Origin of the sequence: Cohnella massiliensis (assembly GCF_900169535.1) — a bacterium.
GTDB lineage: Bacteria > Bacillota > Bacilli > Paenibacillales > Paenibacillaceae > Cohnella > Cohnella algarum.
This window is the reverse complement of record NZ_LT821259.1, coordinates 1,424,284-1,437,036: the sequence shown is the minus strand read 5'-3', so window position 1 is coordinate 1,437,036 and position 12,753 is coordinate 1,424,284. Positions and strand designations below refer to the sequence as shown.

Below are 12,753 nucleotides of genomic sequence, written 5' to 3'. Positions count from 1 at the left end.
TCATCCCCCCGCTCACGTCCTGATGTTCCGATTGTATTCGGGCCTTCCGCTCGGCCACGTCTGATCCGCGACCGGCTTCAACATATCCAGCACTTCCCCCAGCAGCTCCTCGTCCGGCGGCTCGTCCGTCCATCTGGCGTTGTTGCGGATGTTCGCCGGATTCGCCGTGCTGACGAGCGTCGTCGGAACGCGTTCGTTCGCCGTCGAAAACTGCACTGCAAGCTTCGCGATGTCCGCGCCCTTCTCCGCGCAAAACTCCGCCGCGCGCCGGCAAACCGCCTTCAGCTCGGGCGAGGCCGGGTGCCATTCCGGCGTCCCCCGCGCGCTCAGCAGCCCCATGGACAGCGGCGAGGCGTTGACGAGTCCGATTCCGCGCTCCTCCAGCAGCGGAAGCAGGCCCAGCAGCGTCGTGTCGTTCATCGAGTAATGGCAGTAAGAGAGAACGACATCCATTTCGGCCTGCGGAACGATCGTCTCGAACAGCTCGATCGGCAAGCCGCTAATGCCGTAATAACGGATTTTTCCCTGTTCCTTGAGCTTCGCGAGCGCCGGCAGCGCCTCCTGCAGAATGACAGCCTGCGGAACGAACTCGATATCGTGCAAAAACATCAGATCCACGTAGTCCGTATTCAGCCGCCGAAGGCTCTCCTCCAGGCTGCTCGCGATGCGCTCCCCGGAAAAATCGAACGCATCGGCGCCGTAGCGCCCCGCCTTCGTCGAGAGCAGAAACCGGTCGCGCGGGAGCTCCTTTATCGCTTTTCCAAGCACCGTTTCGGCTTTCGTCAGGCCGTAGTATGGCGAAACGTCGATATAATTGATCCCTTCCTCGAGCGCGGCGAACACCGTCCTGATCGCTTCGGCTTCGCTCGTCTCGCGAAACACGGAGCCGAGCGACGAAGCGCCGAAAGACAGCGCGGATACATCCAGTCCGGTGCGGCCCAGCTTGCGGTATTTCATTCGGTTCAGCCTCCCGTATCCAGTTTGTAAAATGCCGCGGCGTTGCCGCCGAACAGCTTCGCCCGCTGGCGCTCGCCCCATTCCCCGGGCAGCGCGCGGACGAGCACTTCCATGACCTCGTCGTATTCGGCCGCCAGCAGGCACACCGGCCAATCGCTCCCGAACATGACCCGGTTCTCGCCGAAGCAATCAATGGCATGGCGAATATAAGGCACGAATTGCTCCGGCTTCCAGGCGCGGTGCTCCGCCTCCGTCACCATCCCCGACAGCTTGCAGTACAAGTTCGGAAAAGAGGCCAGCCTGCGCATTTGCCCCGCCCAGGGCTCCATCGCCCCCGCCGCGATGTTCGGCTTGGCGATATGATCGACGACGCCGCGAAGCCCCGGCACCTTCTCGATGAGCCGAATGACCGGTTCCAGTTGCCCGGAGACGAGCAGCAGATCGACCGGCACGTCCCGCTTTTCGAACGTCTTCAGCCGCTCGACGAACGCCGGCTCCAGAATGCGGCTCGCGTCCGGCATGTCCTGGATCATGATCCGGAAGCCGACGAATTTGGGATGGCGGGCGAACCGATCGTAATGCACGAAGCATCGATCATCCGCCAGATCGAGCCAGCCGACGACGCCGAGGATGGAGTCGCTTCCGTCCGCCAGCGACAATAGATAATCCGTCTCCGCTAGCGTCGGCGCGGCTTGAACGAGAATCGTCCCGTCCAGCCCGTGCTTCCGCAGCGAAGGAAGCAAATTACCGGGCAGAAAATCCCGGTACAGCAGGGGGATGTCCGGCGTAATCCAGCCATAGTCGCCCCGATCGATTTTCCAATAGTGCTGATGCGCGTCGATTCGCAACGTTTCCTTCCCCTTCCCGGGCGCAAGCCGCCCTCGATTCGTTGGCCTATCCAATCGCTTGACGTGTTGATGTAAACGCTATACCTTTACTTTACCAGCAATTTTAAACAAAAAAAGAACCGATTCTTGCAAAAATATACTGTTTTTTGATACCGTCTAGCTATACGATCCTGATCAGAAAGGACGACCGCCGATGAAGCCGTTGCGCAAGCGTTTCGACGCCTCGCCGGCATTCCCTTTTTCCTTCGTCTACCGGGATACGAAAACCGAACAAAGCGAGCTTCCGGATCATTTGCACGATTGGTACGAGCTCGTATACGTGCATAGCGGAAAGGGCTCTTTTTTTATCGACCGGGAAATTTACGATATGGGGGCGGGGGATTTGTTCGCCATTCCGGGCAACACCATTCATCGGGCTTTTCCGGACCGCGCGGACCCCGTCACGTCGACCGCCGTTTTCTTCGGCGCGGCCGCCCTGCAGCAGCCTTCGCTCGGAGAATCGTTCTCTTATTTGCGGTGCTTCGAATTATGCCGGAAAAACAAAAGCTTCAAGCTGGTTTTGCCGCAGCGTTTTCTGCAGACGGTCGAGCCGGCGCTTGCGAGCATCCATGGCGAGCTGAACGCCAGGGAACCCGGGTACCGCCATGCCGTCATGCTTCATCTGCAGTCGCTTTTGCTCGGCATCGACCGCGCCGTCGGCCGGGATCCGGGCGCGCCCGAGCCGCTGCCGACGGTCGGTCCCGCCTGGCTGAAGGACGCGCTGCTGCACATCGACCGGCGCTTCGCCGAGCCGATCGGCCTGGCCGAGCTGGCCGAGCGCGCCGCCGTCAGCCCGGCCCATTTCAGCCGCTTGTTCAAGCGCCTCGTCGGCATGAACGTCACCGAATTTATCGCGACCAAACGGATCATCCGCGCGATGGACTTGCTGGCCGACGGTGAGCTGGGCATATCCGTCGTCGCCGAAAGCTGCGGCTTCGAAAGCATGCCGCATTTTCACCGGACGTTCAAACGGATCGCCGGCATGACGCCGGCGGCCTACCGCAAAAATCGCTCCGGGTAACCGAATTGCGTCCGATACCCGCGCCCGCCCGCGGCATAGAGGGGCCGAAACGATCGCTGGCGAACGTATAGTGGATTTTATCCAATAAAAATCGGCTTTTTCCGTGGGCCGTGCTGCTTACGTTGGATTTCTTCCAACCGAATGCAGTCTTTTTTGCGTAAATGTTTCGAAGCTCCCTTCCTCTGTGGATAAAATCCACTCTAGCAAGCCTTTTTCCCGGTTTCCGCTTCGCCGGATGGACGAAATCCAGCGAAGGCGGGGGAGCCTTACCTAGTCAGGAGCCGGTTTCCAGACCAATAGGCAAGCCCGCCGGCAAAAGACTCGGTTTGCCGGCGGGCTTGCCTTTTTAACTGTCAAGTTGTTAGCCTATGCGTTCGCCGCTGCCGAAGCATCGGCCGCGCCGGCGGAATCCTCGCCGGAAGCCGGCGGGGCATCCGTCCCCTGCGGCTGTCCCGGACCGCCGCCGCCTCCCATGCCGCCGCCGAAGGCTCCGAGCCGGATCGAGGAAGCCTCCTGCGTCCCCTCGGCGAGCCAAATCGTCAGCACGTCGCCTTCTTTCAGGTCGGCCAGCGCCGCGTCCGTCGTCGCCATCTCGTTGTTTTCGAACGACGTTTGCCGAATGACGGTCGCATCGGTAACGGTGATGTCGACGGTTTCCTCCGTGAACATCTCGTCCATGCTCACCCCGCCCGGCGGCCTGCCGCTCCCGCCGTCTCCCGGCTGCGCGCTGCCATCGCCGCCCGGCGACGGCGCAGCCCCATTCGACGTCTCCGCGTCCCCGCTCGGGGGCCGCGCCGCGCCGTCCTGCCCTTCGCTGCCGCCGCTACGCATTCCGCCGCGGCCGCCTCCCGTTTGCGACGGATCGATTTGCGACTTGTATACGGTGATCGTATTGCCGCTGACGCTTTTGATTTTGCCGATCAGATCCGCCGCATTCCCGTTCTCGTCGGTCATCCCGAAGCCGCCCCCGGGTCCCCCTGCCGGGCTTGTCCGCCACCGTCCGCCGTCTGCGCTTGTTCCGTCTGGGCGGCGGCGCCCGCCGCCGCGGATTCGCCGGCCGCGCCGGACTCGTCCGACCCGCAGCCCGCGAGCATGGCCATCGCCAGAAACCCGCCCAGAAGCAAATGCCATTTTTTCATCCGGATCATCCCTCCCGCTTTTCGCTATTCGAAAGTTACCACGGGAAAATGAACGGAGCGTGAACGGAATCTGAGGAACGGATTAATTTTCGGCTGCATTCAACGGGAAATCGCGCTTAACGTAGCAAAAAGTCCCCGAAACCGGCCAAGCCGGACGTTCGGGGACTTGCAAATGCCTGGTCAGACCGCGCTTGCACGCACTCTTCCGGCAAACTGGCTGTTATAAAGCTCCGCGTAAAATCCGCCTTCCGCCAGCAGCTCTTCGTGCGTTCCCTGCTCGATGACGGTTCCCTTGTTCATGACGAGGATCAAGTCCGCGTCGCGAATCGTGGACAGCCGGTGGGCGATGACGAAGCTCGTTCGGCCGTTCATCAAATGGTTCATCGCCTTCTGAATGAGAACTTCCGTCCGCGTGTCGACGCTGCTCGTCGCTTCGTCGAGAATCAGAATCGACGGATCGGCCAAAATCGCCCGCGCGATCGTCAGCAGCTGCTTCTGCCCTTGCGAAATGTTGGAGGCTTCCTCGTTCAGCACCGTGTCGTAGCCGTCCGGCAGCGTCCGGATGAAATGGTCCGCATGCGCGGCCGCGGCCGCCTCGACCACCTCGGCTTCGGTGGCGTTCTTCCGCCCGTATGCGATATTGTCGCGAATCGTTCCGTTAAACAGCCACGTGTCCTGCAGCACCATGCCGAACATGCCGCGCAAATCCGCCCGGGACAAGCGGGTAATGTCCGTCCCGTCGACCGTGATCGATCCGCCGTTCAGCTCGTAGAAGCGCATGAGCAGGTTGACCAGCGTCGTTTTGCCCGCGCCGGTCGGTCCGACGATCGCCACCGTTTGCCCGCTTTTGACGTCGATGTTCATATTTTCAATAAGCGGCTTATCCTCGCTGTAGCCGAAGCGGACGTCACGGAACGCCACGTTCCCTTTCGGCGCCGCGAGCCGGGCCGGAGCCGCCGCTTCCGCCGTCTCCTCCGGCTCGTCGAGCAGCTCGAACACCCGCTCCGCCGAAGCGATCGTCGATTGGATAATGTTCGCGATATTGGCCGTTTGCGTAATCGGCATCGTGAACTGTCTGGCGTATTGGATGAAAGCTTGAATATCCCCGACGCTGATCGATCGTTGGATGACGAGGACGCCCCCGACGACGCAGATGAACACGTAGCCGATGTTGCCGATCAACGTCATGAGCGGCATGATGATTCCCGAAACGAATTGGGCTCTCCAGCTCGCTTCGTCCAGCTTGTCGTTCACTTCCTCGAAACGGGCGATCGATTGGCGTTCGCGTCCGTATGCCTTGACGACCGCATGCCCGGTGTACATTTCTTCCACATGCCCGTTCAGCTCGCCCAAATGCGCCTGCTGGGCTTTGAAATACGTTTGCGACCGTTTCGCGATCATGCCGATGACAATGAAGCTCAACGGGAGCGTCAGGACAAGAATCAGCGTAAGAAGCGGACTGATCGTCAGCATCATGACGATGACGCCGACCAGCGTCACGATCGACGTGATCAGCTGCGTCAGGCTTTGCTGCAGCGTATTGCTGATGTTGTCCACGTCGTTGACGACGCGGCTCAAAATATCGCCGTTCGTCCGCGAATCGTAAAATTTCAGCGGCAGCTTCTCCAGCTTTTCGTTCACGTCGTTGCGCAGCTTGTAAACCGTTTTTTGCGCCACTCCCGCCATCAAGTATTGCTGGAAAAAACCGAAAAGGGAGCTTACGACATACAAGCCCGCCAACGTCATGATGATGACCCAAATGCCTTGAAAGTCGATGCCGGATCCCGACATGAATCCTTCGAACAGCTTGTCGGTCGCCTGGCCCATAATTTTCGGACTTAAAATGGAAAAGACTGTGCTGATGATCGCCGTTACGAGTACGGCCAGCAGTTTGAAGCGGTGGGGCCGCAAATAGCCGACAAGACGCCTGAACGTCGCTTTGAAATTTTTCGGCTTCTGGACCGGAATCCCCGCCATGCCCGGCCCGCCGGGGCCGCCCGGTCCCGGCGGTCTCGGAGGCATTCCGGCTTGCGTCCGGTTCGGTTCCTTGCTCACGCGATCTCCTCCTCCGAAAGCTGCGACGATACGATTTCCCGGTAAACGTCGCTGCTTGCCATCAGTTCGCCGTGCGTGCCGATTCCGGCGATTTTCCCCTCATCCAGCACGATAATCCGGTCGGCGTCCATGACCGTGCTCACCCGCTGGGCGACGATGATGACCGTCGCGTCGGCCGTTTCGCCGCGCAGCGCCGCCCGCAGCTTGGCGTCCGTTTTGTAGTCGAGCGCCGAAAAGCTGTCGTCGAACAAGTAGACGTTCGGCTTGCGCACGAGCGCCCGGGCGATCGACAGCCGCTGCTTCTGCCCGCCGGACACGTTCGTGCCGCCCTGGGCGAGCGTCGAATCGAACCCTTCCGGCATCGCCGAGACGAAATCGAGCGCCTGCGCCACTTCGGCGGCCTTTCGAATTTCCTCGTCCGTCGCATCCTCTTTGCCGTAGCGAATATTATCCGCGATCGTCCCGGTAAACAGAACCGCCTTCTGCGGAACGAGCGCGATCCGCTGCCGGAGCTGTTCCTGCGTCCAGTCGCGGACATCGATCCCGTCGACCCGGACGGAGCCGCTGTCGACGTCGTAGAACCGGGGGATGAGATGAATGAGCGTCGATTTCCCGGAGCCGGTGCCGCCGATAATGGCCGTCACCTCGCCCCGCTTCGCCGTAAACGTAAGGCCCTCGACGGCCGGCTGCTCGGCTCCCGGGTAGCTGAACGCGACGTTGTCGAACTCCACCGTTCCCCGTTCCGTCGGCGCGTTGGCCTTCTCCGACCGATTCGTGACGGTCGGCTCCATGTTCAGCACCTCGTCGATGCGAACGGCCGATGCCGAAGCCCGCGGCACCATGACGAACATCATGGAGAACATGAGCAGCGAGAACATGATTTGCATCGCGTATTGGATAAAAGCCATCAAGTCGCCGACGCCCATATCCCCGCTGCCGACGCGCAGGCCCCCGAACCAGACGATCGAAATCGACGAAAAATTCATGATCAGCATCATCAGCGGCATCATGACGGCCATGATCTGATTGACTTTGATCGCCGTATCCGTCAAGTCGCGATTCGCTTCCTTGAACCGTTCTTTCTCGTGTCCGGTCCGGTTGAAGGCGCGAATGACCCGGATGCCCGTCAACCCTTCGCGGAGCACGAGATTAAGCCGGTCGAGCTTCGTCTGAATCGCCTTGAAATAAGGCATGCCTTTGCGCGCGATCAGAAAAATCGCGAGCGCGAGCACCGGCAGCGCCACGAGCAGCACAAGCGTCAGCTTCGCGTCCTTCGACAGCGCCATGATGATTCCGCCGATGCACATCATCGGGGCCATCACCATCAGACGCAGCATCATCATCAGCACCTGCTGAACCTGGTTGATGTCGTTGGTCGTGCGGGTGATCAGCGAAGCCGTGCCGATTCTGTCGAACTCCTCCAGCGAGAAGTTTTCGACGTGCTTGAACACCTTGGCCCGGACGATCTTGCCGTAGCCCGACGAAATTTTCGCCGAAAAATAGCTCGCCATGATCGAAACGAACGTTCCGACAATCGTTACGGCCAGCATGAAGCCGCCCATCCGCCAAATGTAAGGCGTATTCTCCCCGACGACGCCGTTGTTGACGATGTCGGACATCAGGGTGGGCAAGTACAGCTCGCCCAACGACTGAAGCAATACGAGCGCCATGACGAGCGCGACGCCCCAACGGTAGGGCTTTAAAAACCGGAAAAGCTTTACCATCGATCGACCATCTCCAATGTCTTTTCCTTTTGACCGTTCATAGCGCAAACTATAGAACGCTATTGTGAACTGAATATGAACCGTGATTCGGGCGCGAGCGAAAGCTTACTTCAAAGCCCCGTGCAAAATAAGATCCGTCAACTGCTTCGACGTGACGACCGGAAGTCCGCTGTTCGAGCCTCCGGTGCGGCCGATCGACAGCACGATGGCGAGCACCGCGCTTGCCATTTCGGCGACCGGAAGGCGCAAGCGCGGTTCGTCCGGCTCCAAAATTTTGCACACGGAGGCGTGAATGACTTTATACCGTTCAAACCATCTTCGCTGCAGTTCTTCGGCTCGCGGCCCGGGAACCTTCGGACCGGACGGAGAAGCCAGACGGATCGCGTTCAGGATCGCCCCCGTTCTTTCCGAATGGTCCCGCATCGTTTCGATAAGCTTCGTCAAGCGCTCCTCCAAGCCGGCTTCCAGGTCGATTGCCTCCAATTCAATCGCGATATGCTCCGGTTTGGTCGCTTCTTCCAGGCTTGCCTCCAACACCTCTTGCTTGTCGGCGAAGGCCCGGAAGATAGTCGGCTCGCTGATCCCGGCGGCCCGGGCGATCTGCAGCGTCGTGACGCTCGGCCCTACCTCTTTCAGCAGCCGAAGCGTCGTTTGAACGATCATCGCTCTCCGGTCCTGGAGATTCATGCCTTTGGCCCGTTTGCGCGACGGTGGAGTATTGTTCGTATCCATGCGATCATTATAAATAGTGAGGACTCACTACGTCAATGGCATTTTTATATGGAAAAACAAATAGACTGCCCGAACATCGCGCTCCGTTCGGACAGTCTTTGATTCGCTACGCCGGCGCCCGCCGTCAGTTCAATACGCGATCGATCAGCCCGTAGCCCATCGCTTCTTCGGCGGTCATGTAATAATCGCGGTCCGTATCCTTCTCGATTTTTTCGAGCGGTTGGCCCGTTCTCCCGGAAAGGATCCTGTTCAGGCGGTCGCGCGTTTTGAGAATGTTCTCCGCGTGAATGGCGATGTCGGACGCCTGGCCGCGCACGCCGCCGCCGCTCACCCACGGCTGGTGAATCATCACTTCGGCGTTCGGCAGCGCGATGCGCTTGCCGTCCGCGCCCGCCGCCAGCAGCAAGGCGCCGAACGATGCCGCCATCCCGACGCAGATCGTCGATACGGCCGGCTTGATATATTGCATCGTATCGTAGATGGCGAGGCCGGCCGTCGTGGATCCGCCGGGGCAATTGATGTACATATGGATGTCTTTGTCCGGATCCTCCGCCGCGAGAAACAGCAGTTGGGCGATGATCGCATTGGCCGTTTGGTCGTCGATCGCCGAGCCGAGAAACACAATGCGGTCCTTCAATAGCCGGGAGTAAATGTCATAGGACCGTTCTCCGCGGCTCGTTTGCTCGACGACGACTGGAATGTAACTCATGATCGGGCACCTCCTGAAATGAATTGGTCATTTGGGAAAAACCTTGGAACGGAACGGTCGCCAAACGGGCGGCCGGCTTAAGCCGCGCAGCGCAGTTCCGCGTTCGGGTGCGCGGGAAGCGGCTGCGCCCCCCCAAAGCCCGACGAGGCGATACGGATGACGACCGCTCCCTCCGGCAGGCCGGCGGAATCGGTCAGCGGCACGAGGCGAACGGTCGCCTCCCCGCTTGCCGGCGGTTCGCGCAGCGGGAGCGGAGCGCCGGCGTTTCCTTCGCCCCGCTTGCCGCCGCGGCCGTCCCGGCGCGTCTCCCATACGACGATCGGCCTTTCGCTTTTTTGTTTCGTTTCCTTTTCCTTGGCCGGACTGTTTTCACTCATCGCGTTCTCCTCCTTGTTTGACTTCCGGATAAACGGCCAATACGGCGCGAAAGGCTTCGCCCCCCGCATCCGGCGAAGCCGCCCGGTACCGCTCCGCCACTTCCCGCACCGCTTGCGCGTAATCGCGCAAAAACGCGGCCCTCGTCTTCTCGTCCGGAAGCGCCACTTCCGTCTCCAGCACCGCGCTCGGCACCTGCTCCCGCGAATCCGACGCCTCCATCAGCGCCATCGCGTCCCTGCGGATTCGCTCCGCCGCGTTGACGAGCTGCCTCAGCGCTCCCTGATCCTTCATCCGCCGCGTCAAATGCTCCGGCCAGCCGAACGTGTCGGGAATGACGTACGTGCGCGCGACGGCTTGGTACATGACCTCGATCAAATTGCGCACCTGCCTCGATCCGCTTCGGCGCACGAGCCCGACCTTTTCCAGCCCTTTCAGATGGTAGTTTACCTTTTGCGCCGATTCGCCGAGCTTGCGGCCGATTTCCGAAGCGGAGCCCGGCTCCTCGAGCAACCGCAACATTTCGGCCCGCAGCGGGTTGAGCAGCGCCAGCGCCTGCTCGGGCGTCTCCAACCGGTACACGTCCATGATCTCCTGGCTCTTCATTCGATTCACCTAAAAATTTATTTTTACGTAAACCAATTTTATTACGTGAAACTCTTCATGTCAAGCAATCCGGATGCCGAAAACGGCCCGATTTGTTCTCCGCCTCCCGCTGGCGTAAAATAGAAGTCGTGATCATCTTCGCGTAAGGAGGATACCGTCTTGCTGTTCATCGACAACGGCAACAGCCATGACCCCGCGTTTAACCTCGCTCTTGAGGAATATACGCTGCGGAAGCTGCCGGCCGAGCATGATTATTTGCTTTTCTATATTAACGAGCCGTCCATCATTATCGGCAAAAACCAGAACACGGCCGAAGAAGTGAACGCGGAATACGTCGAAAAGAACGGCATCCATGTCGTCCGCCGGCTCTCCGGAGGAGGGGCGGTCTACCACGATCTCGGCAATTTGAACTTCAGCTTCATCACCCGGGACGACGGGGATTCGTTCCACAACTTCCGCAAGTTCACCGCCCCGGTCGTCGCCGCCCTTCAGAAGCTCGGCGTCGAAGCCGAATTGTCCGGCCGCAACGACCTGCAGGTCGGCGAACGCAAAATTTCCGGAAACGCCCAGTTTTCCACCCGCGGCCGCATGTTCAGCCACGGCACGCTTTTGTTCGATTCCCGCATGGAAAACGTGGCCTCGGCCTTGAAGCCGAATCCGCTCAAATTCGAATCGAAAGCGACCAAGTCGGTGCGCAGCCGGGTCGCCAACATCGCCGAATTTTTGCCGGAGCCGATGACGATCGACCGGTTTAAGGAATTCCTGTTGACGTCCATTTTCGAAGGCCGGGAAGTTCGGCGCTACATATTGACCGAGGAAGACTGGGCCGGCGTCAAGGCGCTGGCCGACGAGCGTTACCGCAACTGGGATTGGAATTACGGCCTGTCCCCGGCATCCAACGTCCGCCAAATGAAACGGCTGGCCGCCGGCACGTTCGACGTCAGGTTGAACGTCGAGAAAGGCCTTATCGCCGAAGCATCCATCTACGGCGACTTTTTCGGGCGGGGAGAAGTGTCCGACGTGACGAGCAAGCTGATCGGCGTTCGCTACGAACGAGAGGCGATCGAAAAGGCGCTTGAAGGCGTGGACCTTGCCTTCTATTTCGGTCCTGTCGACCGGGAAGAATGGCTGGGCCTGCTTATATAAATAAGGCAAACCCCGATTGGAGGAACGAACAAATGAGTGGAAGCATTCAAGACACGATCGTACTGAACAATGGCGTGCGCATGCCCCGCCTGGGGCTCGGCGTATGGAAAGTAACCGAGCCGGGGGACGCGCGGCGCGCGATTCATGCCGCCGTGGAAACCGGCTACCGCAGCATCGACACGGCCCGCATTTACAATAACGAAAGCGACGTCGGCGAGGCGATCCGCACCTGCGGCATCTCCCGGGACGAGCTGTTTATTACCACCAAAATATGGAACGAGGATCAAGGCTACGACACGACGCTGGCCGCGTTCGAGCAAAGCCGCAAACGCCTCGGCATCGACACGGTCGATCTGCTGCTGATCCACTGGCCGGGCAAAGACAAATTCGTCGACACGTGGCGCGCGTTCGAGAAGCTGTACCGCGACGGCTATGTCCGCGCGATCGGCGTCAGCAATTTCCACGTTCATCACCTGGAGACGCTGCGCCAAGCGAGCGAGACGGTGCCCGCCGTCAACCAGGTGGAGTTCCATCCCCTTCTGACGCAAAAGGAATTGCTCGCCTACGCGAAGCAGAACGGCATCCAGCTCGAAGCCTGGAGTCCGCTCATGCAGGGCAATCTGGACCAGCCCGTCCTCGCGGAAATCGCGGCCAAATATGGCAAGACGCCGGCGCAAGTCGTGCTTCGCTGGGACTTGCAGCACGACGTCGTCACGATCCCGAAATCGATCACCCCGTCGAGGATCGCCGAGAACGCCGACATTTTCGATTTCGAGCTGAGCGCGGAGGACATGGAGCGGATCGACGGCTTGAACCGGAACCGCCGCTTCGGCTCGAATCCGGACGAGTTTTTGTTCTAAAGCGAGTCAGGCGGTTTCTTGGCGGGGACCGGCGGTTTCTTGGCGGGGACCGGCGGTTTCTTGGCCGGGATCGGCGGATTGCCTGACGATATCAACCTTTAAAGTTTGGGTCTGTATAGGTAGGCGCGATAGCGAAGCTACAGTGGATTTTGTCCAATCTACACCGGCTTTTGCGCGAAAAGGGTCTGGCCTCGCTGGATTTTATCCAATCTGGCGAGGCCATTTCGTTCTTTTCGCCCGAAACGGCTGTTTTTCGTTGGATAAAATCCACTCTAGACCAAATAAGCATCGATTCTCGTTTCGTTGATGGGATGAAATCCAATATAAGCAGCCCATGCTGCCCAACGTTTACCCAACTGCGTGCGGCTGTGCGAGCATCACGGGTCAAAATGAGTAGTCACGACTCATCTGAACCGCTGCCAGTCGTGCGGAGGAGCTGAGATGGGTCATTTTTACTCAACTGCGCGCGGCTGTGCGAGCATCACGGGTCTAAATGAGTAGTCACGACTCATCTGAACCGCTGCCAGTCGTGCGGAGGAGCT

13 protein-coding genes are annotated in these 12,753 nt (G+C 59.7%); 3 read left to right on the top strand and 10 right to left on the bottom strand.

Going from position 1 to position 12,753, the window contains the following annotated elements; translation table 11 throughout:
• Nucleotides 1-12: 12 nt before the first annotated feature.
• Together B7E11_RS20370 and B7E11_RS20365 are read right to left on the bottom strand one after the other, a co-directional pair.
• The gene (locus B7E11_RS20370; protein WP_080838156.1) at nt 13-957 is read right to left on the bottom strand and encodes an aldo/keto reductase; all 945 of its coding nucleotides are present in this window, start codon (nt 955-957) and stop codon (nt 13-15) included.
• A 5-nt stretch (nt 958-962) separates the two neighbouring features.
• Nucleotides 963-1,805 carry an amidohydrolase family protein gene (locus B7E11_RS20365; RefSeq protein WP_080838153.1) on the bottom strand — a complete coding sequence of 281 codons (843 nt, stop codon included), beginning with the start codon at nt 1,803-1,805 and terminating at the stop codon, nt 963-965.
• A 193-nt stretch (nt 1,806-1,998) separates the two neighbouring features.
• Between B7E11_RS20365 and B7E11_RS20360 the strand changes: the two genes are divergently transcribed.
• A complete protein-coding gene (locus tag B7E11_RS20360; protein ID WP_080838151.1) occupies nt 1,999-2,865 on the top strand; it encodes an AraC family transcriptional regulator in 867 nt (288 codons plus the stop codon).
• A 366-nt stretch (nt 2,866-3,231) separates the two neighbouring features.
• Here the strand turns inward: B7E11_RS20360 and B7E11_RS20355 are convergent, their stop codons facing one another.
• From B7E11_RS20355 to B7E11_RS20320, 8 genes are all read right to left on the bottom strand, one after another.
• Nucleotides 3,232-3,819: a hypothetical protein gene (locus B7E11_RS20355; RefSeq protein ID WP_080838148.1), complete on the bottom strand. Its 588-nt coding sequence runs from the start codon at nt 3,817-3,819 to the stop codon at nt 3,232-3,234.
• Complete coding sequence (locus B7E11_RS20350) at nt 3,816-4,004, bottom strand: hypothetical protein (protein ID WP_080838144.1); 189 nt, start codon at nt 4,002-4,004, stop codon at nt 3,816-3,818. Before B7E11_RS20350 ends, B7E11_RS20355 begins: the two co-directional genes overlap by 4 nt.
• 180 nt (nt 4,005-4,184) lie before the next feature.
• Nucleotides 4,185-6,026, bottom strand: a complete 1,842-nt coding sequence (locus tag B7E11_RS20345) for an ABC transporter ATP-binding protein (RefSeq protein ID WP_080840914.1) — start codon at nt 6,024-6,026, stop codon at nt 4,185-4,187.
• 29 nt (nt 6,027-6,055) lie between these two features.
• The gene (locus B7E11_RS20340; RefSeq protein ID WP_080838142.1) at nt 6,056-7,783 is read right to left on the bottom strand and encodes an ABC transporter ATP-binding protein; all 1,728 of its coding nucleotides are present in this window, start codon (nt 7,781-7,783) and stop codon (nt 6,056-6,058) included.
• A gap of 105 nt (nt 7,784-7,888) precedes the next feature.
• Nucleotides 7,889-8,446, bottom strand: coding sequence for a TetR/AcrR family transcriptional regulator (locus tag B7E11_RS20335; protein ID WP_176220836.1), 558 nt, complete (start codon nt 8,444-8,446; stop codon nt 7,889-7,891).
• A gap of 193 nt (nt 8,447-8,639) precedes the next feature.
• Entirely contained in the window at nt 8,640-9,224 is a 585-nt protein-coding gene (clpP, locus tag B7E11_RS20330; protein WP_080838136.1) for an ATP-dependent Clp endopeptidase proteolytic subunit ClpP, read from the bottom strand.
• A gap of 77 nt (nt 9,225-9,301) precedes the next feature.
• Nucleotides 9,302-9,601: a hypothetical protein gene (locus B7E11_RS20325; protein WP_080838132.1), complete on the bottom strand. Its 300-nt coding sequence runs from the start codon at nt 9,599-9,601 to the stop codon at nt 9,302-9,304.
• Entirely contained in the window at nt 9,594-10,205 is a 612-nt protein-coding gene (locus B7E11_RS20320) for an ArsR/SmtB family transcription factor (protein WP_080838130.1), read from the bottom strand. The genes B7E11_RS20325 and B7E11_RS20320 overlap by 8 nt, the downstream gene beginning before the upstream one ends.
• 159 nt (nt 10,206-10,364) lie before the next feature.
• Between B7E11_RS20320 and lplA the strand changes: the two genes are divergently transcribed.
• Nucleotides 10,365-11,351 carry a lipoate--protein ligase gene (gene lplA / locus B7E11_RS20315; protein WP_080838127.1) on the top strand — a complete coding sequence of 329 codons (987 nt, stop codon included), beginning with the start codon at nt 10,365-10,367 and terminating at the stop codon, nt 11,349-11,351.
• Between the two features lie 32 nt (nt 11,352-11,383).
• The gene (locus tag B7E11_RS20310) at nt 11,384-12,211 is read left to right on the top strand and encodes an aldo/keto reductase (RefSeq protein ID WP_080838124.1); all 828 of its coding nucleotides are present in this window, start codon (nt 11,384-11,386) and stop codon (nt 12,209-12,211) included.
• The last annotated feature ends 542 nt before the right edge of the window (nt 12,212-12,753 follow it).